The 26343-nt window shown below is 72.4% G+C and carries 25 protein-coding genes and 1 pseudogene; 16 read left to right on the plus strand and 10 right to left on the minus strand.

The features are described 5' to 3' along the window. Nucleotides 1-43: 43 nt before the first annotated feature. Nucleotides 44-934: an SDR family oxidoreductase gene (locus BMX74_RS16930; RefSeq protein ID WP_055502517.1), complete on the minus strand. Its 891-nt coding sequence runs from the start codon at nucleotides 932-934 to the stop codon at nucleotides 44-46. Nucleotides 935-1157: 223 nt separating this feature from the next. On the opposite strand from BMX74_RS16930, the gene BMX74_RS16935 reads away from it, so the two are divergent. The 6 genes from BMX74_RS16935 to BMX74_RS16960 all read left to right on the plus strand — a co-directional run bounded on the left by BMX74_RS16935 (nucleotide 1158) and on the right by BMX74_RS16960 (nucleotide 6650). After that, on the plus strand, nucleotides 1158-1370 hold the full coding sequence (locus BMX74_RS16935; protein WP_055502518.1) for a DUF3311 domain-containing protein: 213 nt from the start codon (nucleotides 1158-1160) through the stop codon (nucleotides 1368-1370). Further along, on the plus strand, nucleotides 1367-2977 hold the full coding sequence (gene mctP / locus BMX74_RS16940) for a monocarboxylate uptake permease MctP (protein WP_091101343.1): 1611 nt from the start codon (nucleotides 1367-1369) through the stop codon (nucleotides 2975-2977). The genes BMX74_RS16935 and mctP (BMX74_RS16940) overlap by 4 nt, the downstream gene beginning before the upstream one ends. Nucleotides 2978-3128: 151 nt before the next feature. After that, nucleotides 3129-3338: a DUF3311 domain-containing protein gene (locus BMX74_RS16945; protein WP_055502520.1), complete on the plus strand. Its 210-nt coding sequence runs from the start codon at nucleotides 3129-3131 to the stop codon at nucleotides 3336-3338. Further along, a complete protein-coding gene (gene mctP, locus BMX74_RS16950; RefSeq protein WP_055502521.1) occupies nucleotides 3335-4945 on the plus strand; it encodes a monocarboxylate uptake permease MctP in 1611 nt (536 codons plus the stop codon). Before BMX74_RS16945 ends, mctP (BMX74_RS16950) begins: the two co-directional genes overlap by 4 nt. Before the next feature lie 140 nt (nucleotides 4946-5085). Then, on the plus strand, nucleotides 5086-5805 hold the full coding sequence (locus tag BMX74_RS16955; RefSeq protein WP_091101345.1) for an ABC transporter ATP-binding protein: 720 nt from the start codon (nucleotides 5086-5088) through the stop codon (nucleotides 5803-5805). Further along, nucleotides 5802-6650 carry an ABC transporter permease gene (locus BMX74_RS16960; RefSeq protein ID WP_055502523.1) on the plus strand — a complete coding sequence of 283 codons (849 nt, stop codon included), beginning with the start codon at nucleotides 5802-5804 and terminating at the stop codon, nucleotides 6648-6650. Before BMX74_RS16955 ends, BMX74_RS16960 begins: the two co-directional genes overlap by 4 nt. On the opposite strand, the gene BMX74_RS16965 is transcribed toward BMX74_RS16960, so the two are convergent. Both BMX74_RS16965 and BMX74_RS16970 read right to left on the minus strand, forming a co-directional pair. After that, nucleotides 6556-7212: a TetR family transcriptional regulator gene (locus BMX74_RS16965; protein ID WP_091101347.1), complete on the minus strand. Its 657-nt coding sequence runs from the start codon at nucleotides 7210-7212 to the stop codon at nucleotides 6556-6558. The two genes, BMX74_RS16960 and BMX74_RS16965, sit on opposite strands and share 95 nt — an antisense overlap. Before the next feature lie 77 nt (nucleotides 7213-7289). Next, nucleotides 7290-7718, minus strand: a complete 429-nt coding sequence (locus tag BMX74_RS16970; RefSeq protein ID WP_091101350.1) for a hypothetical protein — start codon at nucleotides 7716-7718, stop codon at nucleotides 7290-7292. Nucleotides 7719-7785: 67 nt separating this feature from the next. Between BMX74_RS16970 and BMX74_RS16975 the strand changes: the two genes are divergently transcribed. The 5 genes from BMX74_RS16975 (at nucleotide 7786) to BMX74_RS16995 (ending at nucleotide 13305) form a co-directional block, all read left to right on the plus strand. Further along, nucleotides 7786-8478 (plus strand): class I SAM-dependent methyltransferase, encoded by a 693-nt coding sequence (locus BMX74_RS16975; protein WP_218153976.1) that lies wholly within the window; start codon nucleotides 7786-7788, stop codon nucleotides 8476-8478. A gap of 109 nt (nucleotides 8479-8587) precedes the next feature. Beyond that, nucleotides 8588-9385, plus strand: a complete 798-nt coding sequence (locus BMX74_RS46300) for a hypothetical protein (RefSeq protein ID WP_091101354.1) — start codon at nucleotides 8588-8590, stop codon at nucleotides 9383-9385. Then, on the plus strand, nucleotides 9382-10515 hold the full coding sequence (locus BMX74_RS16985) for a hypothetical protein (RefSeq protein WP_256256990.1): 1134 nt from the start codon (nucleotides 9382-9384) through the stop codon (nucleotides 10513-10515). The genes BMX74_RS46300 and BMX74_RS16985 overlap by 4 nt, the downstream gene beginning before the upstream one ends. Nucleotides 10516-10582: 67 nt before the next feature. Beyond that, complete coding sequence (locus BMX74_RS16990) at nucleotides 10583-12010, plus strand: hypothetical protein (protein WP_055502528.1); 1428 nt, start codon at nucleotides 10583-10585, stop codon at nucleotides 12008-12010. Next, entirely contained in the window at nucleotides 12007-13305 is a 1299-nt protein-coding gene (locus BMX74_RS16995; RefSeq protein ID WP_256256991.1) for an AAA family ATPase, read from the plus strand. Before BMX74_RS16990 ends, BMX74_RS16995 begins: the two co-directional genes overlap by 4 nt. Before the next feature lie 12 nt (nucleotides 13306-13317). On the opposite strand, the gene BMX74_RS17000 is transcribed toward BMX74_RS16995, so the two are convergent. Both BMX74_RS17000 and BMX74_RS17005 read right to left on the minus strand, forming a co-directional pair. Continuing rightward, on the minus strand, nucleotides 13318-14247 hold the full coding sequence (locus BMX74_RS17000; protein WP_055502530.1) for a GNAT family N-acetyltransferase: 930 nt from the start codon (nucleotides 14245-14247) through the stop codon (nucleotides 13318-13320). 186 nt (nucleotides 14248-14433) lie between these two features. Further along, the gene (locus BMX74_RS17005) at nucleotides 14434-16008 is read right to left on the minus strand and encodes an MDR family MFS transporter (RefSeq protein WP_055502531.1); all 1575 of its coding nucleotides are present in this window, start codon (nucleotides 16006-16008) and stop codon (nucleotides 14434-14436) included. Nucleotides 16009-16116: 108 nt separating this feature from the next. On the opposite strand from BMX74_RS17005, the gene BMX74_RS17010 reads away from it, so the two are divergent. Next, a complete protein-coding gene (locus tag BMX74_RS17010) occupies nucleotides 16117-16662 on the plus strand; it encodes a TetR/AcrR family transcriptional regulator (protein WP_091101358.1) in 546 nt (181 codons plus the stop codon). An 87-nt stretch (nucleotides 16663-16749) separates the two neighbouring features. Then, on the plus strand, nucleotides 16750-17181 hold the full coding sequence (locus BMX74_RS17015) for an ATP-binding protein (protein WP_055502533.1): 432 nt from the start codon (nucleotides 16750-16752) through the stop codon (nucleotides 17179-17181). Between the two features lie 156 nt (nucleotides 17182-17337). Here BMX74_RS17015 and BMX74_RS43040 read toward each other — a convergent pair whose 3' ends face one another. Next, on the minus strand, nucleotides 17338-18033 hold the full coding sequence (locus BMX74_RS43040) for a hypothetical protein (protein ID WP_143078681.1): 696 nt from the start codon (nucleotides 18031-18033) through the stop codon (nucleotides 17338-17340). A 58-nt stretch (nucleotides 18034-18091) separates the two neighbouring features. Continuing rightward, a complete protein-coding gene (locus BMX74_RS17020; RefSeq protein WP_055502535.1) occupies nucleotides 18092-19051 on the minus strand; it encodes a Ppx/GppA family phosphatase in 960 nt (319 codons plus the stop codon). Between the two features lie 180 nt (nucleotides 19052-19231). Between BMX74_RS17020 and BMX74_RS17025 the strand changes: the two genes are divergently transcribed. Then, nucleotides 19232-20428 carry an RNA-guided endonuclease InsQ/TnpB family protein gene (locus BMX74_RS17025; RefSeq protein WP_055502536.1) on the plus strand — a complete coding sequence of 399 codons (1197 nt, stop codon included), beginning with the start codon at nucleotides 19232-19234 and terminating at the stop codon, nucleotides 20426-20428. Between the two features lie 42 nt (nucleotides 20429-20470). Here the strand turns inward: BMX74_RS17025 and BMX74_RS17030 are convergent, their stop codons facing one another. Next, the gene (locus BMX74_RS17030; protein ID WP_091101360.1) at nucleotides 20471-21694 is read right to left on the minus strand and encodes a cytochrome P450 family protein; all 1224 of its coding nucleotides are present in this window, start codon (nucleotides 21692-21694) and stop codon (nucleotides 20471-20473) included. 299 nt (nucleotides 21695-21993) lie between these two features. Here BMX74_RS17030 and BMX74_RS17035 point away from each other — a divergent pair. Both BMX74_RS17035 and BMX74_RS17040 read left to right on the plus strand, forming a co-directional pair. Continuing rightward, nucleotides 21994-22778 (plus strand): annotated as a pseudogene (locus BMX74_RS17035) (formylglycine-generating enzyme family protein). A gap of 4 nt (nucleotides 22779-22782) precedes the next feature. Further along, nucleotides 22783-24237 (plus strand): UDP-N-acetylglucosamine--N-acetylmuramyl-(pentapeptide) pyrophosphoryl-undecaprenol N-acetylglucosamine transferase, encoded by a 1455-nt coding sequence (locus BMX74_RS17040; protein WP_337959851.1) that lies wholly within the window; start codon nucleotides 22783-22785, stop codon nucleotides 24235-24237. A 201-nt stretch (nucleotides 24238-24438) separates the two neighbouring features. On the opposite strand, the gene BMX74_RS17045 is transcribed toward BMX74_RS17040, so the two are convergent. Further along, entirely contained in the window at nucleotides 24439-25371 is a 933-nt protein-coding gene (locus BMX74_RS17045; protein WP_177227375.1) for a hypothetical protein, read from the minus strand. A 68-nt stretch (nucleotides 25372-25439) separates the two neighbouring features. Further along, nucleotides 25440-26327 carry a hypothetical protein gene (locus BMX74_RS17050; protein ID WP_256256992.1) on the minus strand — a complete coding sequence of 296 codons (888 nt, stop codon included), beginning with the start codon at nucleotides 26325-26327 and terminating at the stop codon, nucleotides 25440-25442. Between the last annotated feature and the right edge of the window lie 16 nt (nucleotides 26328-26343).

Below are 26343 nucleotides of genomic sequence, written 5' to 3' on the forward strand. Positions count from 1 at the left end.
CCAGCCCGCACACCCTACCCAGGGGTGCGAGGGCGGGGCAGGGTCAGCGGTAGGTGGACGGGTCGGCTGTCCCGCCCCGTTCCATGACCTCCGTGATGAAGCGCCACACCTGCGGCCTGCTGCCGTCGACGTCGGTGAACCCGTACGCCTCGGCCAGCTCGCCGCTGGTGAGCGAGCGGCCGCTCCAGCGCTCCCTGTCCGGGTCGCCGGCCAGGGCGGCGACCGCGCGCCCCGCGTACGCGGGCGTCTCCGACACCGCCCAGGCCGGGTCGGCCTCGGCCTCGCGCCAGTTCTCCTCGGTCACGCCGAAGTGGTCGAGCATGGCCTCCGACCGCAGGAACCCGGGGGTCAGGGCGACCGCCGTGCCGCCGTACGGCCGCAGCTCGGCGGCCCAGGCGAACGCCAGCCGGTTCACCGACGTCTTGGCCAGGTCGTAGTAGACGTTCTCCCGGTAGCGCGTCTCGTTGAACTCCTTGGTGCCGTCGGTCACCTCGACGACCAGCCCGCCCCGGTTCCTGATCATCACGGGCAGGAGGAACCGGCTGGTGACGACGTGGGTCTCGATACCCAGCCTGAGCAGCCGCAGGCCCTTGTCCATGTCGTGCTTCCAGACGGGGGTGTTCCACTCCCACAGGTGCTCGGCGCCCCAGATGTCGTTGACCAGGACGTCGAGCCTGCCCTGCTCGCGTTCGACGCGCGCCGCCAGGGCCTCGACCTGCGCGGGGTCGAGGTGGTCGACGCGTACGGGGATGCCGGTGCCTCCGGCCGCCGTGACCAGCTCGGCGGTCTCCTCGATCGTCTCGGCCCTGTTCACCTCGGAACGCCCTTCCCGGGTGCTCCTGCCGGTGCAGTAGACGGTGGCGCCGACGGCGCCGAGCTGGACGGCGATGCCTCGTCCCGTACCGCGGGTCGCGCCCGCAACCACAGCAATCATGCCGGTGATGCTGCCGGGAAAACCCGACACCTCATGTCACCTTTTCCCCGCGCCTTGCCGGAGGACCGGCGGGCGACCGTTCGCCGCGAGGAGCAGACCGCTCGGCGATCGGTGACGTGGGCGTGGTCGTGGCGTCATTACTCTGCGGTGGAAGAGCCGCACCCCGGCGGACGCATGTCGTGAGGAGTACGCCAGCCAGGAACCCACCCCCGAGGAGACCGCCGTGCCCGATGACAAGAGTGACCGCAGCCCCTGGAACTGGCTGCTGCTCGTGCCCATCGCCATCCCCCTGATGACGTTCCTGTACAACGCCGACGAGCCCCGGCTGTTCGGCTTCCCGCTCTTCTACTGGCTCCAGATCGCCTTCATCGCCCTCGGCGTCGCCACCACCACGCTGGTCTACCGCGTCACCAGGCGCGGCAGGAGGCGGCCGTGAGCGACCACGTCACCGAGATCGTCGTCTTCACCGCCCTGTTCCTCGCGGTCAGCGGCATGGGGTTCGTCGCCGCGCGCTGGCGGCGTCCCGACGACCTGCTGAGCCTGCACGAGTGGGGGCTCGGCGGGCGCAGCTTCGGCGCCTGGATCACCTGGTTCCTCATCGGCGGCGACCTCTACACGGCGTACACGTTCGTGGCCGTGCCCGCGCTGCTGTTCGGCGCCGGCGCGGCGGGGTTCTTCGCGCTGCCGTACACCGTGATCACGTATCCGATCGTGTTCCTCGTCATGATCAGGCTGTGGTCGGTGTCGCACGTGCACGGCCTGGTCACGCCCGCCGACTTCGTACGGCTGCGGTTCGGCTCGCCGACGCTCGCGCTGCTGGTGGCGATCACCGGCATCGTGGCCACCATGCCGTACATCGCGCTGCAGCTCGTCGGCATCGAGGCGGTGCTGAAGACGATGGGGGTTTCGGGCAGCGGGCTGCTCAGCGACCTGCCGCTGATCATCGCGTTCGTCATCCTGGCGGCCTACACCTACCAGTCGGGGCTGCGGGCGCCCGCGCTGATCGCGTTCGTCAAGGACATCCTCATCTACCTGGTCATCCTCGTCGCGGTCGTCTACATCCCGGCCCGGCTGGGCGGCTGGCCGGCGATCTTCGGCGACGCGCAGGCCAAGTTCGCCGCGACCCCGGCGCCCGGCGACGGCGTCCTGCTCAACGCGAACAACCAGCTCCAGTACGTCACGCTGGCCCTGGGGTCGGCGCTGGCGCTGTTCCTGTACCCGCACAGCGTCACCGGCGTGCTCGCGTCGAGGAACCGCGACGTCATCAAGCGGAACATGTCGGCGCTGCCCGCCTACAGCCTGCTGCTCGCGCTCATCGCGCTGCTCGGCTACATGGCGATCGCGGCGGGGGTCAAGCCGATCGGCACCGACGTCAACACCGTCGTGCCGCAGCTGTTCGACCGGATGTTCCCCGACTGGTTCGCCGGGGTGGCGTTCGCGGCGGTCGGCATCGGCGCGCTGGTGCCCGCGGCGATCATGTCGATCGCGGCGGCGAACCTGTTCACCCGCAACATCTACCGCGAGTACGTCAACCGCGACGCCACCGACGTCCAGGAGGCGAAGGTGTCGAAGCTGGTGTCGCTCGTGGTCAAGGTGGGGGCGGTGCTGTTCATCCTCCTCATCGACCCGCAGTTCTCCATCGACCTGCAGCTCATCGGCGGCGTCATCATCCTGCAGACGCTGCCGTCGGTGGCGCTCGGGCTGTTCACCCGGTGGTTCCACCGGGGCGGGCTGATCGCGGGCTGGGTCGCGGGCATGGGCGCGGGCCTGGCCATGCTGTACGTCATCGAGAACCCCGCCACCAAGCACGCGCACTTCGGCGGCTCGGCGTTCCCGCTGGCGAAGCTGGGCCTCGACACGAGGATGACGGTCTACGCGGGCTTCCTCGCGCTGATCGTCAACCTGGTCGTGGCGGCGCTCGCCACGCTGGCGGCCAGGGCGCTCGGCGCCCCCGACGGGCCCGACGGCACCCGCCCCGACCAGTACACGGCGGACGAGGGAGACCCTCGCGTCAAGGACCTCGACCTCTCCAGCTCAACGTGAGTCTCATATTCTGGGACAAACGCCACATTTTACTCAAACTGTAATATAGCCGACATTTCAGGTAATACTCCTGAAAGCTAATCTCCCCCCATTGACGAACTGTCAGGAGCCGGCGCCGAACCGGCTCCTGATCCCTTTCTTGGAGGGTTCGATGACAACCCGGGAACCCGGGCGGCCGCGCACCGACCGCAGCCCCTGGAACTGGCTGCTGGTGGTGCCGATCGTGCTGCCGCTGCTGACGTTCCTCTTCAACTCCGACGAGCCGCGGCTGCTGGGCTTTCCGCTGTTCTACTGGCTCCAGATCGCCTTCATCGCGGTCGGCGTCACCTGCACCACGATCGTCTACAGGATGACCAAGTGAACGCGCACACGACCGAGCTGGTCGTCTTCGCGGTGCTGTTCCTCGCCGTCAGCGTGATGGGGTTCGTGGCGGCCAGGTGGAGGCGGCCCGAGAACATCGAGAGCCTGCACGAGTGGGGCCTCGGCGGCCGGAGCTTCGGCAGCTGGATCACCTGGTTCCTCGTCGGCGGCGACCTCTACACGGCCTACACCTTCGTCGCCGTGCCCGCCCTGGTGTTCGGCGCGGGCGCGCTCGGCTTCTACGCGCTGCCGTACACCGTGGTCGTCTACCCGCTGGTGTTCCTCGTGCTCGCCCGCATGTGGTCGGTGTCGCACGTCCACGGGTTCGTCACCCCGGCCGACTTCGTCAGGGCCCGCTTCGGGTCGCCCACGTTGGCGCTGATCATCGCGATCACCGGGCTGGTGGCGACCATGCCGTACATCGCGCTGCAGCTCGTCGGCATCGAGGCAGTGCTCAAGGCCATGGGGATCACCGGGCACCTGCCCATCGTCATCGCGTTCGCGATCCTCGCCGCCTACACCTACCAGTCGGGCCTGCGCGCCCCGGCGCTGATCGCGTTCGTCAAGGACGCGCTGATCTACATCGTGATCATCGCCGCGGTCGTCTACATCCCGGCCAAGCTGGGCGGCTGGGGCCACATCTTCGACTCGGCGGCGGCGAAGTTCGCCAAGACCCCCGCCCCCGCCGACGGCATCCTGCTCACCGGCGCCAACCAGCTCCAGTACGTCTCGCTGGCGTTCGGCTCGGCGCTCGCGCTGTTCCTGTACCCGCACAGCCTCACCGGGGTGCTGGCCTCGAAGAACCGCAACGTCATCAAGCGCAACATGTCGGCGCTGCCTGCCTACAGCCTCGTGCTGGGCCTCATCGCGCTGCTCGGCTTCATGGCCATCGCGGCGGGCACCAAGCCCATCGTCGGCCCGGGCGGCAAGGCCGACTCGAACACCATCGTGCCGGTGCTGTTCGACCAGCTCTTCCCCGACTGGTTCGCCGGCGTGGCGTACGCGGCCATCGGCATCGGCGCGCTCGTGCCCGCGGCGATCATGTCCATCGCGGCGGCCAACCTGTTCACCCGCAACATCTACCGCGAGTACATCAACCGCGACGCCACCGACGCCCAGGAGGCGAAGGTGTCCAAGCTGGTGTCGCTCGTGGTCAAGGTGGGCGCCGTGCTGTGCATCCTGCTGCTCGACCCGCAGTTCTCGATCGACCTGCAGCTCATCGGCGGCGTCATCATCCTGCAGACGCTGCCGTCGGTGGCGCTCGGCCTCTACACCCGCTGGTTCCACAAGGGCGGCCTCATGGCGGGCTGGGCGGCGGGCCTGGCGGCCGGCCTGTGGATGCTGTACCTCACCCCGAACCCGGCCAACGGCAAGCTGCACTTCGGCGGCTCCGCCTTCGCGCTGAAGAACCTCGGCCTCGACACCCCGATGACGATCTACACGGGCTTCCTCGCGCTGATCGTCAACCTGGTCGTGGCCGTGCTCGGCACGCTGCTGTTCCGCGCGCTGAAGGTGCGCGACGGCGAGGACGCCACGTCCCGCGACGACTACTTCGCGGACGAGGGCGACCCCCGGGTGAAGGACCTGGACCTGGCCGGCTCGCACTAGCGGCAGGACCGCGCGCAAGCGTGGCCCCGCCCCTTCGCGCCAGGGGCGGGGCCACGCTTGCGACAGACGCGGTTCAAAGTCCGGCGCGGCTCGGTGAAAATCCATTGCCTCGGGGCGGGGGCGGGACGCACGCTGGTGCGGTGTCCATTCTGGAGGCCACCCGTCTGGTGAAACGCTTCGGGCCGGTCACCGCGGTGAACGACGTGAGCCTCACCGTCGGCGAGGGCGAGGTGGTGGCGCTCCTCGGGCCCAACGGCGCGGGCAAGTCCACCACCCTGCACATGGTGCTCGGGCTCATCACGCCCGACTCCGGCAGCATCGTGCTGTTCGGCCAGGAGCTGGCCCGGCACCGCGTCGAGGTGCTCAGCCGCATCAACTTCGCGGCCAGCTACGTGGACCTGCCCGGCGCGCTGCGGGTGCACGAGGTGCTCGACGCGTTCGCCCGCATGTACGCGGTGCGCCGCCCCCGCGAGCGGGTCGCCGAGCTGGTCGAGCTGTTCGAGCTGGGGCCGCTGGCCAAGCGGAAGGTGATGACGCTGTCGTCGGGCCAGCGCACCCGCGTGCAGCTCGCCAAGGCGCTGCTCAACCGGCCGAGGCTGCTCGTGCTCGACGAGCCCACGGCCAACCTCGACCCCGACGCGGGCGACCGCATCCGCGGCCTGCTGTCGGCCCTCGCCAGGCAGGACGGCAGCGCCATGCTGATCACCTCCCACAACATGCGCGAGGTCGAGCGCATGTGCGACCGGATCTGCTTCATGTCGCACGGGCTGATCGTCGCCTCCGGCAGCGCGAAGGAGCTGGCCGGGCACTACGGCGCCGAGGACCTGGAAGAGGTGTTCCTGAAGGTGGCACGCGGATGACCGCCGCCACTCCCCCGTCGGCCCCGCAGGCCCTGACGCTGCCGCCGCTGAGCCTGGCGGCCCGCCGCATGCGGATCATGGGCGTGGTGCGGCGCGACTTCGCCGCGCTGCGGCGCAGCCCGATGCGCATGTTCGAGGTCCTGTTCTGGCCCACCGTCGAGCTGCTGCTGTGGGGGTTCGTCACGCTGTTCCTGCAGACGCAGCGGGTGCCGTTCGTGGTGACGTTCCTGCTGGGGGCGGTGCTGCTGTGGCAGGTGCTGCAGAAGGCCAGCAACGAGATCTCCATCGCCTTCCTGGAGGACATCTGGTCGCGCAACCTGCTCAACGTGCAGGTCTGCCCGCTGTCGAGCGTGGAGTACCTCCTCGGCCTCGTGCTGTTCTCGCTGGGGAAGGTGGCCTTCGCCGTGGCCGTGATGGCGGGGCTGGCGTTCGCGCTGTACGGGTTCGGGGTGACCGGTCTCGGCGTGGGCCTCGTGCCGTTCGTGGGCCTGCTGCTCGTCCTCGGCTGGTCGCTCGGCCTGGTCGGCATCGCCGCGGTGCTCCGCTTCGGCGAGAACGCGCAGGTGATCGCCTGGTCGCTGGTGTTCGTCGTGCAGCCGCTCGCCGGGATCTTCTACCCGATCTCGGTGCTGCCCGCGCCGCTCCGGACGGTGGCGTGGTTCCTGCCCGCCTCGCACGTCTTCGAGGGCATGCGCACGGTCATGGCGGGAGGCGCGGTGCCGTGGGACCGGATGGCGTGGGCGGCCGCGCTCAACGCCGTGTACCTGGCCGCGACCCTGGCGCTGTTCGCTGGGGCGCTGCGGTACGCCCGCCGCCACGGGCGGCTCTCCCGGTTCGGGGACTGACTCCGGCCGCGACGACGTCCACCAGTCCCTCGACCACCTGCTCGCGGTCGACCTCCGGGTGCTCCAGCCACCAGTCGGCGGTGGCCTGCACCATGCCGACGAACGCGTGGCCGAGCACCTGGGCCCGCACCGGGTCGGGCACCGCGCTCTGGGCGGCGAGCACGTCGCCCACCTCCTCACCCAGGCCGCGGACGAGCGCCGTCATGTGCGAGCGGACCCTGGTGTCCTCGGCGCCGGCCCGGTGGAACAGGAAGCGGTAGAGGTCGCGGTTGGCGGAGACCAGGTCGAGGTAGCCGTCGATGGCGGCTCTCGCCCTGGCGCGGAGGTCGGCGCCCGGCGCGGTGAGGTGGGGGCGCAGCTGGGCGATGACGGTGCGGACGTGCCGGTCGGCCAGCGCCCGGTACAGCCCGCTCTTGTCGCCGAAGTGCCGGTAGAGGACGGGCTTGGTGATGCCGGCCGCGGCGGCGATCTCCGCCATCGACGCCTCCGGGCCCACCCGCGTGATGACCCGGTCGGCGGCGTCGAGCAGGGCCCTGCGGCGGCCTGGGTCGCGTCGGGTCACGCGCCACAGGATAGTTCCGGCCTTTCGGACTTACCCGGGCGGGTCGCCCATCCCCGGATAGTTCGGGCCTTCTACACCTACCGGCGGAGGGTCGCGCGCGGGTGGCGGCGCACGGCCGACAGCAGCAGCAGGGCTCCCACGAGGACGTACAGGCCGGTGGTGCCCGCCACCGCCCCGGGCGGCTCACCCGCCTCCGGCCACGGCGGCCGGGCGGAGACCGGCCGCAGCGCGTCGGCCAGGCCGAGGGCCGTGTCGGCGTCCAGCGCGAACAGCAGCCCGGCCGCGGTGAGCGGCAGCCCGCAGGCGAGCGCGGCCGCGGGCCAGGCGCCGAGCACGGCGACGAGCACGGCCACGGCGGCCAGCCAGAGGGCGCCCGCCCAGGCCGGGCCGAAGGAGGCGTACGCCTGGCGCAGCGCGCGGGCGCCCGCCTCGGTGAGGTGGTAGACGAGGGGGAACGCGGCCAGCCCCGCGGCCGCCCCCACCACCCGACGGGTCTCGCTGGTCACGCCGGCATCCTGCCCCGCGCGCCACTTGCCTATGTCGATCCGCGCGTTCCACGGTTACCGTGCCTTCATGGACAAAACTGGCATGGAGAGTAGCGGCACGGGCCCCGGCTCGATCACCCCCGACGGTTCACCAGTCGAGTTCTACCTCCTCCTCAAGCCCGCCGGCGAGGCCCAGCTCGTCGCCGGGGTGGCCCCGCCCGGCGGCAGCGTCCTGGATCTCGGCTCCGGCGTGGGCCGCGTCACCCACGCGCTCGTCGAGCACGGGTTCTCCGTCGTCGCCGTGGACGAGTCGCCCGAGATGCTGGCACACGTCCGCGGCGCGGAGACCGTGCTCGCGCGGGTCCAGGACCTGCGGCTCGACCGGCGCTTCGACGCGGTCATGCTGGCGTCGCAGCTCGTCAACACGCCGGACGACGCCGACCGGCGCGGCCTGCTCGACACCTGCGCCCGGCACGTCCGGCCGGGCGGCTCGGTGCTCATCCAGTGGCTGCCGCCGGAGCGGCACGACCCCGGCCGGGTGGGGCGCGGCAGGACCGAGGACGGCCTCACGGTCACGCTGGAGAGGTTCGAGGAGATCCGGCCGGACGTCTTCGACGCGGCGATGCGCTACACCCACGGCGACCGGGTCTGGAGGCAGCCGTTCCTGTCCAGGCGCCTGACGGACGAGGACCTGGCGGCCGAGCTGAAGGCGTCCGGGCTGCGTCTCGACCGCTTCCTGACCGAGGACCGCGCCTGGGTCCTCGCCGTACCGGCCGCCTGACGTCCCATCGGCCCCCGCTCTGCGGGGGCCTTTACATTGTAGATTACGAACTGGCCACCAATATCCTGATATTGCTGGTAATTAGTGGAACCACTGGTAGCCTCGCGCCATGAGTGACCGGCTGGACGACCTGGAGCGGCGCATCGACGAGTTGCGCTCGGCCGTCCGCAGGGCCATGCGCGCCAGGGACACCGGCACCGCCCGCGTCCTGCGCGCCGAGCTGCGCCACGCCGAGCGCGCCTGGGACGCCCTCGTGAGCACCGTCCCCGCCGGCCCGCCCGAGCCGCCCGCGCCCCGGCTGGTCACCGTGCGCGAGCAGGTCCACCAGGCGCTGCACCTGCTCAGCGCCCCCGCCCAGCCGCGGCTGATCGTGGCGGTGAGCGGCGCGTTCTTCGGCGGCACCATCCGCAGTGCCCAGCTCACCAGCCTGCGCCGCGACGAGGCGCGCTCCTTCCGCTCGTCGCCGTACGGGCGGCCCTACTACCTGTGCGCGGCGCTGACCGACCGCCTCTCCCCCGCGCGCGGCCTGCTGACGCTCAGCGCCTGGCCGCTCGAACGCCGCGTCATCGGCCCGCTGAGCCCGCGCGTCGACTTCCTGACCTGCGCCATCGCCATCGCCACAGCCGCAGCCACAGCCGCGGCGGGCGCCGCGGCCCCCGACGAGCGGGCGACCCGGCTGCTGGCCGGCCTGGCGAGGAACATCCCCGGCGGCGCCGACGGCGACGTCGCCCCGCCCGACCCCGAGCGGGTCGCCGCCGCCGCCCGCGCCGAGCTGGCCGTCCACGCCGAGCGCGACACGCGGGACCGCGCCGAGCTGGCACAACGCGCGACATCCCAGCTCGGTGACGTGGCCAGGCTGTTCGGCGCCGCTACGCTGAGCACGATCGTCAAGGAGGAAGCCAGGTGAGCGGCTTGAAGCGGTCCACGAGCGGGCCGGGCGAGCGCCTCGCGGCGCTGCGCGGCACGACGCCGCAGAGCCCCCACGACGCCCGCGCCATCGCGGCCCTCGCCGCCAACCCGGGCTGCGCCCGCAGGGCGCTGCTCGACGGCGCCGGCATCGACAAGGACGCCGCCGCCCGGCACCTGGGCTTCCCCGCGCCGTTCGGCCAGTCGCCGTTCGCCATCACCCGGGGGAACGCGTTCGAGTCGCTGGTGAAGGCCGACGGCTGCGCCGAGCTGCTGCGCATGCTGCGCGAGGTGCTCGGCCTGCCGATCGCCGAGGTGGCCTACCACGACGTGGAGAACGTCGGCGCGCACCTGCGGCACGCGCACACCAGGGCGCTGATCGACCGCGCCGCGGCCGGCGCCCCCGGCGCCGGCACCCTGTACGACCACCCGCTGCTCAGCCTGGAGATCGCCGGCAGCACCGCGTACCTGGAGCCGGACGTCGTGGCGTTCCAGCTCGGCGGCCGCTTCCACATCGTGGAGATCAAGTCGTTCGCGGTGATCGACGGGCAGGCCGACCCGTCGGCGGTGGCCGCGGCGGCCAGGCAGGCGGCCGTGTACGTGCTGGCGCTGCGCGCGCTGCTGGAGGAGCTGGGCCACGACCCGCTCAAGGTCTCGCACGACGTGGTGCTGGTCTGCCCGGAGAACTTCGCCAACCGGCCGGTCGCGACGCTGGTGGACGTCCGCAGGCAGCTCGCGGTGCTGCGCCGCCAGCTCACCAGGATGACCGCGCTCGACCGGCTGCTCGACGACCTGCCGGAGGACCTGACGTTCGACCTGGCGCCGGGCGAGGACGGGCTGCCCACGCGCCCGCCGGCGGAGCTGGCCGACGCGCTGCGCCGCACCGACGCCCGTTACGCGCCCGACTGCCTGTCGGCCTGCGACCTGTGCTTCTTCTGCCGTGACGAGGCCCGCCAGGAGGGCGCCTCCGACCTGTTGGGCCGCCAGGTGCGCGACGAACTGGGCGGCGTCGCCTCGGTGGAGGAGGCGCTCGGCCTGGCCGACGGCACCCGCCACCCGGCCGAGGGCCAGGAGGAGATCGCCCGGCTGCTGCGCAACGCCGAGCGCCTGCGCAAGGAGTGCCTGGCATGACCGCCGACCGCCGCCGGTCCCCCCGAGCCGTCACGGGCGCCGCGGCCGACCCCGGGGAGCGCCGTACGTGAGCCTGCTCACCTCGCTGGCCCGGCTGCGCGCTCTGCACGAGGGTGTCGCGCAGCCGATCGCGACCGTCAGGCACTGCCACCTGTCGCGGCGGCCGATGGTGTTCATCCCGCTGAAGCTGTCGGGCGAGGCCGCCGCGCCGCTCGCCGCGATGCTCGGCACCGACAGGGACCGTCCGCGGCTGCTGGTGGTGACCCAGCCGCGCAACCGCGACCAGCGGTTCGCCTGGGCGGCCGAGCTGGCGGGCGTGCTGCTGCCGTACGTGGAGAGTTTCCTCGCCGACACCGAGACGGTGGAGCGCAGGAACGCCGACCCGTACGAGCGGGCGCTCGACGCTCCGCAGCTCGTCGTGCCGAACCTGGGGGCGGTGGCCTTCACCAGGCTGCTCGGCCGCTCCACCCGGTTCCGCAGGACCGACGGCCCCTACCCGGTGCCGGAGGAGGTGCCGCTGCTCGGCCGGTGGCTGACGTACCTGGGCGAGCGCGCCTCCTACCCGGGCTCGTCTCTGATGCCGGCCGCCACCGAGGAGCTGGGCAGGCACTGGGCCACCGGGCAGAGCGGGCTGGAGGACGCGAACCTGGCTGCGCTGCTGCACTGGATCACCGACGGCCCCACCGACGACGCCGAGGACCCCCTCATCTGGCCGCCCGCGGGCCCGGCGACCGATCCGGGGTTCGACGCCGAGGTGCTCGCGCCCGCCATCGACAGCGGCTCGCCCGAACGCGTCACCGAGGCGCTGCGCACCCAGCTCGAACCCACCTGGCGGCTGATGTGGCGGGCGATCGACCTGCTGGCCGGCCTGCCCGAGGGGGCGAGCGTCGCCCAGCGGTGGGAGCAGGACCGCGCCTCGTTCAGCGGCATGGCGGCGGCGATCGCCGAGGGCGGCCCGCCGCAGCCCAGGCGCGACGGCGCCGTGGCCGCCGCCGCCCGGCTGGCCCGCATGGAACGCGCCCAGGCGGCCTACGACGTGCAGCGCGCCTACGACGACCCGCTGGTCATGGCGGAGTTCCGGCTGACCGGCGAGGCGTTCGCCGGCGAGGTGGTGGAGACCGACCCCGGGCACACGGAGGGCGAGGGCCGCTCGCGCAAGCTCCGCCCGCTCGTGGTCGTCAAGACCGACGACCCGGTACGCCTGCCCGCGGGCACCGCGCTCGGCACCCCGCAGCGCCGCGGCCAGGGCGCGGAGCTGGTGTCGGCGGCGGGCGGCCTGGTCACCGTGAAGATCACGAAGGGCATGGGCCGGGGCCGGACGCCGGCGCCGGGAGCGGTGCCCGAGGTGGGCGAGCGGGTCTGCTACACGTCGCTGACCGACGACTTCCAGGGCTCGCCGGCCCTGCCGGAGTCGGAGTCCACGCCGTGGACGCACGGCGGCCCGCCGCAGGAGTACGTGCCGAACGACGACGACGCCCAGGAGGAGTGGTCGTGACCGTCCAGCAGGACGCCGACACGCGCAGCCCCGAACAGGTCATCGCGGACGTCCTGGCCGACCTGCCGCGGCACCGCGGCGTGGTGGTCGACTCGCCGCCGGGCGCGGGCAAGTCCACGCTGGTCGTGCGGGCCGCGGCGCACATCGCCGCCACCGGCGAGCCGCTCATGATCGTCGCCCAGACGAACGAGCAGGTCGACGACCTGGTGACGCGGATCTGCGACAAGCACCCGCGCCTGACCGTGGGGCGCCTGTCGGCGGGCGGCTACGTGCCGCCGCGCCGGCTGCTCGACCTGCCGGGCGTCACGGTCGGCGCGCGGGTGCAGGACCTCGGCGACCCCGACATCGTCATCGCGACAGCCGACAAGTGGGCGTGGATCTCCGGCCGGGTGTGGCCGTGGGCGATCGTGGACGAGGCGTACCAGATGCGCTCGGACAAGCTGCTGCGCATCGCCGGGCTGTTCGAGCGGGCGCTGTTCGTGGGCGACCCCGGGCAGCTCGACCCGTTCTCCATCGTCGACGGCGACCGCTGGTCGGGCCTGTCGTGGGACCCGTTGCAGAGCGCGGTGTCGGTGCTGCTGCGGCACAACCCCGACCTGCCGGTGCACCGGCTGCCGGTGTCGTGGCGGCTGCCCGCCTCGGCGGCGCCGGTGGTGTCGCGGGCGTTCTACCCGTTCACCGGGTTCAGGTCCGGCACCGGGCCGGACGACCGGCGGCTGGAGCTCGCCACCCAGGGCATGGGGACGGTGCACGACCGGGCGCTGGAGGAGGCGGCGCGGTCCGGCTGGGCGCTGCTGGAGCTGCCGAACCGGCACACCGTCCGCACCGACGGCGAGGCCGTGCAGGCCGTCGCGCTGCTCGCCGCGCGGCTGCTCCAGCGCGGCGCGGTCGCGTACTCGGAGCAGGGCGAGCGGCCCGTCTCGGCCGACCGCATCGCCGTCGGCGCGGCGCACCGCGACCAGGTGGCCGCCATCAGGAACGCCGGGCTGCCCCCGGAGATCACCGTGGACACCGCCAACCGGCTGCAGGGCCGCGAGTACGACGTGACGATCGTGCTGCACCCGCTGTCGGGCCGCAGGGACGCGACGGCCTTCCACCTGGAGTCGGGGCGCCTGTGCGTGCTCGCCTCCCGGCACCGGCACGCCTGCGTCGTCGTGGCCAGGGCGGGCATCGCCGAGCTGCTCGACGCCCACCCGTCGGCGGAGCCGGTGCAACTCGGCGTGCCCGTCAAGTTCCCCGACGGGTGGGAGGCCAACCAGTCGGTGCTGGAGCACCTGGCCGCCCACCGCGTCTGACCCGCCGGGCGGTCAGGGCCTGCGCCGCCAGACGTCGATCGCCAGGACCCTGCGCATGCCCGCGGACTCGTACAGGCCGAGGGCGGGCGTGGTGTTGTTGGAGTCGACCATGAGGATCGTGCCCTTGCGCCCGCGCGCCGCGTCGGCGGCGAAGGCGTTCCGCAGCAGGAAGCGGCCGAGGCCGCGGCCACGGAACTCCGGCAGCACGGCGAGGGTGGCGACGTAGCCGCAGTCCTCGTCGGGCACGAACTGGTTGTTGCCGATGAGCACCGCGGCGGGGCGGCCGTCGAGCTCGGCGAGGACGAGCTGGCTCCAGTCGGTGGAGCTCTGGGACTGGCGGCGCTCGTACCAGTGGTCGTAGTCGACCTTGACGAAGCCGTAGTGCTCGGCGAAGCCCGCCTGGTGGACCTGGTGGGCCTTGCGCCGCACCTCCTCCGTCTCGCCGGTGCTCAGCGTGAGGCCGGGCGGCGGCGCGGGCGGCTCGACGGGGCCGTCGTGGTCGATGCGCATGCGGTGGTAGCTGGTGCCGGGCTCGAACCCGTGCTCCTTGGCGTGCGCCTCCTTGGCGGCGTCGCCGCGGTAGACGCCGACGTCCACGGTGGCGGCGTCGTGGCCGGCCTCGGCGGCCAGCTCGCGGGCGCGGTCGAGGACGAGGGTCCACAGCTCGTCGGCCAGGCCCTCCACGCCGGGCCGGACGATCACGTCGGCGTCGACGAGGTCGCTGAGGCCGACACGGTGGGCCCAGGCCCACGCGACGAGCCTGCCCTCGGAGTCGTGGACCAGCCACCCGTCCTTGTCGAGGTCGGCGCCGGGCTCGGCGAGCATGTCGGCGACGTCGTCGAGCGTCATGTCGGGGGAACCGATGACCTCGGTGTCATAGGCCGCGACCAGTTCGTGAATGGTCGCGGCGTCGTCCACCCGTGGGCGGCTGATGGTGTTCATGCGGAGGATTCTCCACAAAACGCCCCCTGCGCGCCTCCGATTTATTGGACCGCTCCACCCGCGCGCCGTTTCACCTGCCCCCCGGCCTCGCCGGCTCCCCCGGCCCTCGGGTTTCCCCGGGTTTCCCGGCTTTCCCGGCTTTCCCGGCTTTCCCGGCGGCGGGAGGCCCGCCGCCGGGGAGGGACGTCAGCCGGCGGCCGGGGTGACGGCCTCGGCCCTGGCCGGGTCGACCGGGCCCCCGCCGCGCAGCGGGACCTCCTTGACGAACGCCGCCACCAACGGCACGATCACCGCGAAGACGACGGCCCACCAGAAGACGCCGGACAGCGCCGTCGCCAGCGACTCCAGCAGCCCGGTGTGCACCCGCGGGTCGAGATGGGTGAGCGCCGAGGCGTCCATCCTGCCGCCGCCCGCGGCCAGCTTGTCCGCGGCCTCCGGGCCGAGGCGGGTGGTCAGCTCCGACTTGAACCCGTTGTTGAAGATCGCGCCGAACAGCGACACGCCGAACGAGCCGCCGATCGAGCGGAAGAAGGTCGCGGCGCTGCTGGAGACGCCGAGGTCCTTCTGCTCCACGCTGTTCTGGGCGATGAGCATGGTCGTCTGCATGAGGAAGCCCATGCCGAGGCCGAGGACGGCGATGTAGACGCCGGTCAGCCACGAGGCGGTGTGGACGTCCATGGTCGACAGCAGCCACATGCCGACCGCCATGCCGACCCCGCCGATCACCGGGTACACCTTGTACTTGCCGGTGGAGGTGATGGCCTTGCCGACGAAGAGCGAGACCACCATGGACGAGGCCATCATCGGCAGCAGGAGCAGGCCGGAGTTGGTGGCCGAGGCGCCCTGGACCATCTGCTGGAACAGCGGCAGGAAGGTGATCGCGCCGAACATGGCGAAGCCGAGCAGGAAGCCGACGGCCGAGATCAGCGAGAAGTTGCGGTTGCGGAAGAGCTGCAGCGGCATGATCGGCTCGGCCGCGCGCCGCTCGACGAGGACGAACGCCACGAGGAGGACGACGGAGACGGCGATCAGGCTCAGGATCTGCCAGGAGTCCCAGGCGTACTCGCTGCCGCCCCAGGTCGTGATGAGCACCATGGCCGTGATGGCCACCGACAGCAGCGCCGCGCCGAGCCAGTCGATGCGTACCTCGCCGGCCTCCCTCTTCGGCAGGTGCAGCCTGAGCACGAGCAGGACGAGGGCGACCGCGCCGACGGGGAGGTTCACGTAGAAGGCCCAGCGCCAGTCGAGGTTGTCGGTGATGAAGCCGCCGACGAGCGGGCCCGCGATCATCGCCAGGGACATGACGCCGGCCATGATGCCCTGGTACTGGCCGCGCTCGCGGGGCGGGACGAGGTCGCCGATGATGGCCATGACGTTGACCATGAGGCCGCCCGCGCCGAGGCCCTGGAGCGCGCGGAACGCGATCAGCTCGCCCATGCCGTCGACGGTGCCGCCCAGCAGGGACGACCCCGCCATGCCGCAGAGCGCCGACCCGATCATGAAGATGACGATCGAGGTGATGAAGATGTTCTTGCGGCCGTACAGGTCGCCGATCTTGCCCCAGATGGGCGTCGAGACGGTCGTGCCGAGGACATAAGCTGTGGTGACCCACGACATGTGGTTCAGGCCGCCCAGCTCGCTCACGATGCGCGGCATGGCCGTACCGACGATCATGTTGTCGAGCATCGCCAGGACCATCGCTAACATCAGCCCTGGCAGGACGACCATCACTTCGCGGCGACGTCCGACTGGCTCTGCCACCTGTACCCCCCTGAGATCCTGCGAAGAGATCTTGCTTACTTGCCGCCCGGCAAGCATAGAATAAGGTAGGTACTTACCTGCCGGCCGTCAAGTCGAAATAGGTGCAAAGTGCGGGAAGACACTCGGACCCGGATCCAGGAGATCGCGCTCAAGCTCTTCAACGAGCAGGGTTACGAGGCGACCTCGCTGCGAGAGATCGCGGAGGAGCTGGGCGTCACCAAGGCCGCCCTCTACTACCACTTCAAGACCAAGGACGACATCGTCGGCAGCCTGGTCGATCTCCGCGTGGCCGAGATCGAGGAACTCCTGGAATGGGCCCGGACCCAGCCCAAGACCCCCGAGATGCGGCGCGAGCTGGTCGAACGCTACGCCACCGCGCTCGCCCACACCCGGTACGTCGAGATCGCCCGCTTCCTCGAACGCAACCAGACCGCGCTGCGCGACCACCCGAAGCTCGTCAAGATGCGCCAGACCATGGTGCAGCTCACCAAGGAGATGAACGAGCCGGGCACCCCCCTCGGCACCCGGCTCAGCCGCTCGCTCGCCCTGTTCGCCCTGCACGCGGGCAAGTGGCTGGCGCAGGAGGAGGACGCCCCCGAGGACGAGGTGGACAAGGCCTGCATGGAGGTCTCCCTCCGGCTCCTGGAGCCCTGAACCCGGCCCGCGAGCGTCCGAAACCACGCATGGCACGGGCGATAGCGGGCAGGGGGACCGTCACGCATCCAGACGGGAGGAGACGCAGTGGAGGCCACGATAGCGCTCCGACTGCCCAGGGATGCGGCGAGCGTCCCGCTGATCAGGCAGATGCTGGACGGCACGCTCCGGTCGCTCGGAGTCGTGCCCCACATCCGCGACGACATCGAGCTCATGCTCACCGAAGCCTGCTCGAACGTCGTCAAGCACGCCGTCCCCAGCGACGACTACACGGTCAGCGCGTCCGTCCAGAACCACCTCTGTGTGATCAGAGTCGTCGACACCGGCCAGGGGTTCGACCCCGACGAGGTGACCGACCCCACCCCCGGGGCCGACCACGGGCGCGGGCTGCAGATCATGCGGGCGCTCGCCGACGACATCCGCTTCACCAACCGACGCGACGACGGGGCGATCGTCTGCCTGGAGAAACGCCTCCAGTTCAGCCCAGGGGCAGCCGGAGTGAACCTCATGACCATGTGACACCGACACGCCACCCGAGCCGGCCCGGGGCCGGACGGAAGTTCCCCGGGGACGACGACCCGACGCGGCCGCGCCCCGGAACGGCCCCCGTGATCGGCCGTGGGGCTCCCGGGACGACGCTCTGACGCCGACACACCGCCTGAGCGGCGGCCCGGGTCAGGTGGGGTTTCCCTGGGGGTGGCGGTCGGGCGGGGCCGGCTCCTGCGGGCGGGGACGTCCGTCGGGCCGGGCCCGGCGCGCCTCACCGAGCCGGAACCGCCGCACCACCGCAGGCACGCGCCCGGACGACCCCGGGCCGCGCCGCGAGCCTCGGACAGCGATCTCCAGCAGCCGGCTCCCCTTCCCCGGCAGGCCACCACCGGCCTCACCGGGAACGCCCCCATGAAGGGCGGCTGGTCTGGCGGGAAGCCCGATTCCCCTCCGGGGCAGGGCGATCCCTCTCCCGTCCCCTCTCGGCGAGAGGCGGCCTGCCCTTCCTGGCAGCGCGGCGTCCTTCCTGAGCGGCACGGGCGTCCCCCTGGACGGCGAGGGCGTCACGTCCGAACGGCCGGGCCTCCCGCCCGGCGGCTCAGGCCTCCCTCGGGACGGCTGCGGGGCCGAGGAGGCCGGCAGGTCCGTCGCCGGCGTCTCCGGCGGCTGGGACGACGGCTGGGAGGACGGCTGGGGCGGCGGGTCGCGGCGGGCGGAGGTCCGGAGGCGGTGCAGGCGGGCTCGTACGGCGCGCCAGTCGGCGGTGGAGGCGGCCAGGAGGCCGAAGGCGGCGAGGACGGCCACCGAGACGAGGAGCAGGGCCAGGACGCAGAGGACGAGGACGATCACCAGGCAGGCGATCACGCTGAGGACTGCCACCATTCGCCGAAAGATGCCCGCTGATCACTCACTTATGCCGACTGATGCCGATAAATCATCCTTACTCGGAAAGTCCGCCAATCTGGTCCAGCCGCCCGGGGAGAGCGTCGAGCCGGCGCAGTATGACGCCCTCGCGCAACGCCCACGGGCAGACCTCCAGCCGCTCCACCTCGAACAGGTCCATCGTGGCGTCGGCGACCAGCGCCCCCGCCGCGAGCTGCGCCGCCCGCGCCTCCGACACCCCCGGCAGCTGGGCCCGCGCGCCGGAGTCCATGGTGGTGAGCTTGACCGCCCAGTCGGCCATGGCCCGGCGCGACAGCGAGCGCGACACGTACGGGCCCTCGCTGGAGGGCGCGGCCCCGGAGATCCTGGCGAGCTGCTTGAACGTCTTCGACGTGGCCACCGCCCGGTCGGGCGCGCCGAAGCGCACGACGTCGCCGACGGTGCGGGCGATCTCGGTGCGTACGTGCCTGCGGAGCCTGCGCACCTCCTCCGGCGACGGCGGGTCGGCGGTGAACCAGTCGCGGGTGAGCCGCCCGGCGCCGAGCGGCAGCGACACGGCCACGTCGGGCTCCTCATCGACACCTGACGCGATCTCCAGCGAGCCGCCGCCGATGTCGAAGGCGAGCAGCCGCCCGGACGACCAGCCGAACCAGCGGCGCACCGCGAGGAACGTCAGCCTGGCCTCGTCACGTCCCGACAGCACCTGGATGTGCACGCCGCAGCGCTCGTCGATCTCGGCGAGGACCTCGTCGCCGTTCGCGGACTCGCGCACCGCGGACGTGGCGAAGGCGAGGAAGTCCTCGACGCCCTTGTCCTCGGCCAGGCGCACGGCCTCCTCGACGAACGCGCCGAGCCTGTCGATGCCCTCGCGCGCCAGCCTGTTGGCGTCGTCGAGGTACTCGGTCAGGCGCAGCTCCTCCTTGTGGGAGTAGGCGGGGATGGGCCTGGCGCCCCGGTGGGCGTCGACCACGAGGAGGTGCACGGTGTTCGAGCCGATGTCCAGCACGCCGAGTCGCATGGCATGACGCTACCGGATTCGTCCGGAGCGCCCCGTTCTTCAGATCGGAGGTGCAGCGGACTCTCTCGCTCAGTGGAACAGGGAAAGCAGATCTTGAACGCCCAAGTGAGCGTGGAGGATGAAAACCAGCGCTTACTGGTTCTGACATGTCGGGCCCTGGATCAATGGCAGGATCATGGCGTGCAACTCCGGTACAGCTTTCGTCTCTACCCGACCGCTGGTCAGCGGGTCGCGCTGGCCCGCGCGTTCGGCTGCGCCAGAGTGGTGTTCAACGACGGACTACGCGCAAGGCAGGAAGCCCACAAGCAGGGGTTGCCGTACATCTCGGATGCTGAGCTGTCCAAGCGGGTCGTTACCGAGGCGAAAAGGACCGGGCAACGCTGCTGGTTGAGCGAAGTGTCCGCCGTGGTGTTGCAGCAGGCGCTGGCCGACCTGAACAAGGCGTATCGGAACTTCTTCGACTCAATCATCGGCGAGCGGAAAGGAGTGAAGGCCGCCCCGCCCCGGTTCCGCTCGAAGAAGGACGGCCGGCAGGCGATCCGCTTCACCAAGAACGCCCGGTTCTCCATCACAGTGAGTGGGAAGCTTCGCCTGCCGAAGATCGGAGACGTGCCGGTGCGCTGGTCGCGCGCCTTGCCCACGGAACCGTCGTCGGTGACGGTGGTCAAGGACGCGGCCGGGCGGTACTTCGCCTCGTTCGTGGTCGAAGCCGTCGAACAGCCTCTGCCTGCGGTCGAGGCCGAGACGGGGATCGATCTTGGGCTGCGGCACTTCGCCGTACTGTCGAACGGCCGGAAGATTGACGCCCCGCGTTTCCTGCGCCGCGCCGAGAGGAGACTCAAGAAGCTCCAACGGGCGCTGTCCCGCAAGCAGCAGAGGTCTAACAATCGGGCCAAGGCCCGTCTGAAGGTTGCCCGCCAGCACGCGAAGGTCGCCGACGCGCGCCGCGAATTCCACCACCAGCTCTCCACGAGGCTGATCCGCGAAAACCAAGCGGTCGTCGTGGAGGACCTGGCTGTGAAGGGATTGGCGCGCACCCGGCTGGCCAAGAGCGTGCACGACGCGGGCTGGTCGCAGTTCGTCGCCATGTTGGAATACAAGGCCGCCCTGTACGGGCGGGCCTTCCACCGCGTCGACCGGTGGTTTCCTTCCTCCAAGCTCTGCTCGACGTGCGGGGCACCGGCGACGTCCATGCCGCTGAATGTCCTGGAATGGGCCTGCCCCTGTGGGGCGGTCCACGACCGGGACCTCAACGCCGCGATCAATATCCTGGCCGCCGGACGGGCGGACAGGCTGAACGCCTGTGGAGCGCGGGTAAGACCGGGGCCTGCCCCGGCACAGCGTGAGGAAGCAGGAAGCCGCAGAGGTGCCGCATGACTCGGCACGGGCTGAATTCCCGGCCTCAGGTCGGGGAGCACGTCAACGGGCTGCCGCTTTCACGGCGAAACGGAGCCTGAAGTGGTCGAGGGTGCCGGGCAGCGGGTCGGTCATGGGCACCGAGGGACGTACAGAACGCTCGCGCAGGAACGCGCCGAGGAACGCCGCGGCGGTGGACAGGACGAGGTCCTCGCCCGCGCAGCGGGCGAACCCGTCGCTGAACGGCACGCCCGCCCACTCCCCGCGGCCGTCGAGCCACAGCTCCGGCCGGTAGGAGTCGCCGGGCTCCGCGCGGTTCACGTACGGGCTGTAGAGGGCGACGACGCTGCCCTCGGGGACGTCCCACTCGGTGGGGCCGGTGGTCTCGCGCAGGATGGCGAGCGTGGTGGGCCACAGCCGCACCGACTCCAGCACGGCGGCGCGCAGGTGGGTGGCGTCGCGCGGCCCGGGGTGGGCGGCGAGCAGCGCGAGCGCCCGGTAGGCGGCGATGCCGGCGGCGTCGAAGGCGAACAGCCAGTGCGGGACCTGCCCTTCGGGGCACACGTCCGCCTCGGAGGAGGTCTGGGCGAGCGCGGCGGCCAGGCTGCCGGGCTCGGCGCGGGTGAGGTGCGCGGAGAGCCTGCGCCGGAAGGCGGCGCGCACGTCGGTGCGCCGCCCGCGCAGGTAGGACCAGTTGGCGTCGCGGCGCAGCCGGCCGAGCTGCCGCATGAGGGTGACGTCGTCGCGGGCGCCGTCGCCGAGGACGATGCGGCGCACGGCCCGCCCGTGCGCGGCGTGCCACTCCCGCCAGGTGAGCACGCCGTGCCTCGGCAGGGTGGCCGCCTCCTCCTCGACGACCCGGGTGAAGGGCGCGAAGTCGGTGTGCAGGACGCGGTCGTTGAGCGCGCGGCGCCGGTCGCGCAGGTCCGTGTCGGCCGTGATGAGCACGCCCTCCGGCTGGAAGTGGCCGAGCGCGCCGCGTTTCTCCCTGGTGGCGGGGGTGAGCGTCCGGTCGTCGAGGACGCGCCGCACGTCGCGCGGCGCGAGGGGCAGGACGGCCCAGCCGCGGAAGGGCACGCGCACGAGCAGCGGCCCGTCGCCGTGCTCGGCGCGCAGCCGGTCGAGCAGGCGGACGGCGCGGGTGTCGGCGTCCAGGAGGGCGGTCAGGCGGACGATCAGCGGCCGGCGCAGGACGACGCCCTGGGCGAGGGTCGGCACCACGAGCTTGAGTGCCAGTGCGAGGGTCTCCTTGGGGGTGAGGCGGGGCAGGCGGGTGATCGTGGGCATGCTGAGGCACTACCCTTCCGTGGTGTCGTGACACGTTTGGGGGTTGTGTGAGCGCGTGCTGCGGTCCGGCCAGGAATGCGACCGTCGAGCCGGCCGAGAAGGCGCCGCCGCCCGTACAGGCCCCGCTGAGCGGGGAGGCCGCGCTGAGCGGAGAGGCCGCGCTGAGCGGAGAGGCCGCGCTGAGCGGAGAGGCCGCGCTGACCGCGGACGCGCCCGCCCGTGCGGAGGGTGTGCGGCCGGCGGGGCGGCGAGGCGGTCCGCCGCGCGGCATGGTGCGGGTGCCCGGCGGGACGTTCCTCATGGGCGGCGACGACCCCGACGGACACCCCGAGGACGGCGAGGGCCCGGTGCGGCGGGTGCGGCTCGACCCGTTCCTCATCGACCCCGCCTGCGTGACCAACGCGCAGTTCGCCACCTTCGTGAAGGAGACGGGCTACGTCACGGAGTCCGAGCGGATCGGCTGGTCGTTCGTGTTCCGCCCGTTCGCCACCGGCGGGATCATGGACGCGACCGTGCCCGAGGCGCGTGGTGGGCGGGCGTGGAGGGGGCGTCCTGGCGCGCGCCCGAGGGTCCCGGCTCGTCGGTGGGCGGCAGGCAGAACCACCCGGTGGTGCACGTCTCGTGGAACGACGCCGCCGCGTACGCCGCCTGGGCGGGCAAGCGCCTGCCGACCGAGGCCGAGTGGGAGACGGCGGCGCGCGGCGGGCTGGAGCGGGCCCGCTACCCGTGGGGCGACGAGCTCGCGCCGAAGGGCCGTCCGCGCTGCAACATCTGGCAGGGCCCCTTCCCGACGGCGCCGGGCAGGGGGACGATGCCGGTGAAGTCGTTCCAGCCCAACGGGTACGGGTTGTACAACGTCGTGGGCAACGTCTGGGAGTGGACGGCCGACTGGTGGGGCACGCGGTGGGAGCCGTACGCGGAGAACCCGGCAGGTCCGGCGGACGGTACGGCGAAGGTGATCAGGGGCGGGTCGTACATGTGCCACGATTCCTACTGCAACCGGTACCGGGTGGCGGCACGCACCGCGAACACCCCCGACTCGGCCACCGGGCACACCGGTTTCCGCTGCGCGGCCATACCCTGATCGCATGTCACGAACCCTGCGACTGCTGATCACCGGCGGCGGCACCGGCGGTCACACCTATCCGGCCCTGACCACCCTGTCGGCCGTCCAGCGCCGTCAGGTGCCGCACGACGTGCTGTGGGTGGGCACGGCCAACGGCCTGGAGGCGCGGATCACGGCCGAGCACGGCATCCCCTTCAAGGCGATCACCACGGGCAAGCTGCGGCGCCGTCCGAACCTGAAGGAGCTCGGCACCAACATCGCCGACGTGTTCCGCATCCCCGTCGGGGTGTTCCAGGCCATCGGGCACGCGGCCCGCTACCTGCCGGACGTCGTGCTCTCGACCGGAGGGTACGTGGCGGTGCCCATCGGCGTGGCGGCCAAGCTGATCCGCCGCCCGCTGGTGATGCACGAGCAGACGACCGTGGTGGGGCTGGCCAACCGGATCCTGGCGCGGCTGGCGACCCGCATCGCGCTGTCGCACGAGTCGTCCCTCGAGTACCTGCCGGCGTCGGCGCGCGCGAAGGCGGTGGTGACGGGCAACCCGATCAGGCCCGAGCTGCTGCACGGCGACAGGGCGGCGGCCTACGACCTGTTCGGGCTGACGTTCGAGGTGCCGCTGATCTACGTGACGGGCGGGGCGCAGGGCAGCAAGCAGATCAACACGCTGGTGGCGGAGATCCTGCCGCGGCTGCTCGGTCACGCTCAGGTGGTGCACCAGTGCGGCCCGGCCTGGATCGACCAGATGCGGGCCGTGTCGCTGCCGCCGGAGCTGGCCGACCGCTACCACCCGGTGCCGTACGTGGGGAGCGAGCTGCCCGACCTGTACGCCGCGGCCGACGTGGTGATCGCGCGCAGCGGCGCGGGCACGGTGTCGGAGCTGACGGCCATCGGCAAGCCCGCGGTGCTGATCCCGCTGATCCCGACGGGCGGCGACGAGCAGCGCAAGAACGCCTCGTACCTGGTGGCGGCGGGGGCGGCGCGGGCGCTGCTCGAACCGCACCCGACGTCGGAGCAGTTGCTCGGGGAGCTGATGCCGCTGCTGGCCGACCCGGGGCTGCGGCTGTCGATGGCGCAGGCGGCGGCGAGGCTGGGCCGGATCGACGCGGCGGACGTCCTGGCGGACCTGCTGCTGGAGACCGCCCAGTTCGGCCCGCCCGGCCCGTCCGGGCACCCGCGGCCACCGGCGCACTCCGCGGAGCACCCGCAGCCGCCCGCGCACCCGGACCAGCACGCGCAGCCACAGGCGCACCCTGGCGGGCACGCGCAACCGCCTTCGTACCCGGGCCACGCGCAGCCGGGCCCGGCGGTTCAGCCGTCCCCCCGGCCGGGCCCGCCCCCGCAGCCACCCGCCCATCCCGGCCAGAGCTCGCAGCCGCACACCCACCCCGGCCCGTTCGGGCAGCCGGGGCAGTTCCCCCACCCGGGCGGACCGGGCGAGGCCGGGCAGTTCGGGCAGCCGGGCCCGTACGGCCGGTAGGCCAGGCACCCGCGGCCGCTGGGCGGCGCTCAGCGGCCGGACACAGCAGCCGGACACAGCAGCAGGGCTCAGCGGCCGGGCTCCCTGACCCGGGCGGCGGTTGGGCCCAAAGCTCGGGCCGGGGTGCATGCCGGGACCCGTGCGGCGGTTCGGCTCAAGGTTCGCGCCGGGGTGCATGCCGGGATTCGGGCGAGGGTTCGGTTACCGGTTCGGGCGGGGGTTCGTGGAGGGGTTCGGGCGGGAGCGCGGGTCGGGGCCGGGTGGCGGGTCGAGGTGGCGGAAGGCGTCGCGGGCGGAGCCGATGCTCCGCCTGAGCGCCTGCTCCAGCCGGTCGGCGTCCTCGGCCAGGCGCGAAAGCTCCGGCACGGCGAACGCGTCCGCGCCCGACTCGGCCACCAGCTCCTCGTACTGGTGGATCCGGCCGCGCAGCTCCTCGATCTGGTGGTGCGCCCGGTAGGCCCGGTCGGCCTCGGCGACGTTGGCGGCGTACCGTTCGAGCGCCTCGACGCGGGCGAGCACAGCCTCCTCGCTGGTGTCGAGCGCCCGCCCGAGCGGCGCGGCGACCGCCGCGACCTCGGGGGTCATGCCGCCGGTGACGGTCTCGCGGTGCTGGGCGCGCAGGGCCGACAGCTTGGCCAGCAGGCGGGCGATCTCCCACTCCTGGGCCGGCAGCATCACGGCGTTGCGCACGTCGTCGAGCAGCCCTTCGGCGTTGACCTGGGAGCGGGTGACGGCGGCGATGGCGTTGCGGGCTCGCCCGAGCAGCCTGCGCGAGGACTCGTCGAGGTCGTCCGCGAGCACGTAGCGGCCCTCGTACCAGCGCAGCAGCTCGTACGTCTCACGCTCGCCCGGGTCGTCGTCATGGGGGTCGTCGCGGACGAACAGCAGCACCAGGACGGGGAAGCCGATGAGCGCGAGCATCAGCAGGCCGGCGCCCCTGCCGAACGGGCCGACCCCCACCAGCAGGCCGAACGACGCCATGATCCCCGCGACGACAGCGGTGCCGGCGACGTTCCTTCCGCGCCGCTCCTCGGGCGCCCAGCCCTGCCGCATCCTCAGCAGGACGTCGCGGCCATCCCTGAGCAGCGCGGCGTCGTCGGGCGGTATCTCCGGATCCACCACCACGTCCGCCACAAATCCGGATCCTATGCGGAATCGGCGTCGCACGGGGCGAAACTCCCTGCCGGGACGGGCTTTCCGCGTCAGCCCTCCAGGTGGCGGAACGCCTCGTGGGCGGAGTGGACGCTGCGCCGTAGGGTCTGCTCCAGCCGGTCGGCGTCCTCGGCCAGCCGGTCGAGCTCGGGCACCGACAGCGAGTCCGCGCCCGACTCGGCCAGCAGTTCCTCGTAGCGGGGCAGCCGGGCGCGCAGCTCCTCGATCTGGCCGCGCGCGTGGTAGGCGCGCTCGGCCTCGGCGACGTGCCCGGCGTAGCGTTCGAGCGCCTCGACGCGGGCGACGACGGCGGCCTCGCTGCCGGCGAGCGCGCGTTCGAGCGGTTCGAGGACGGCGGCCACCTCGGGGGCGACGCCGGAGGCGAGGAGCTGCCTGTGCTCGGCGCGCAGGGCCGACAGCTTGGCCAGCAGGCGGGCGATCTCCCATTCCTGGGCGGGCAGCATCATGGCGTTGCGCGCGTCGTCGAGCAGCCCTTCCGCGTTGACGTGGGAGCGCAGCACGCCGCCGATCGCCCGCTGCGCCCTGGCGAGCACCTGGGCGGCCTCCTCGTCGAAGTCCTCGGGCAGCAGGTAGCGGCCGTCGTACCAGCGGGCCTGCTCATAGAGCCGCCTGAGCTGCGGGCGCTCCTCCTCGGGCGCCTCGCTCATGGACGCCACCTTGACGAGCACCACGAACACGAACGAGCCGAGGATCACGAACCCGGCCGGGGCGAGGGTGGTGCCGGCCAGCACCGCCATGAGCGCGATGACGACGGGCGTGGCGGCGAGCAGCGCGACGCTGGACGGGCTCCTGCGCCTGCCGGGACGCGTGGAGGGCGGCGGCGACCAGCCGGCCCTGATCCTGGACAGCAGCGGGGCGTTGGCGCGCAGCATCCCTGCGATCTCCGGCGGCACTCCCGGATCGACTACCACACCCACGTTCTGCCCTGGCACC

The organism is Nonomuraea pusilla (assembly GCF_900109355.1).
Classification (GTDB): domain Bacteria; phylum Actinomycetota; class Actinomycetes; order Streptosporangiales; family Streptosporangiaceae; genus Nonomuraea; species Nonomuraea pusilla.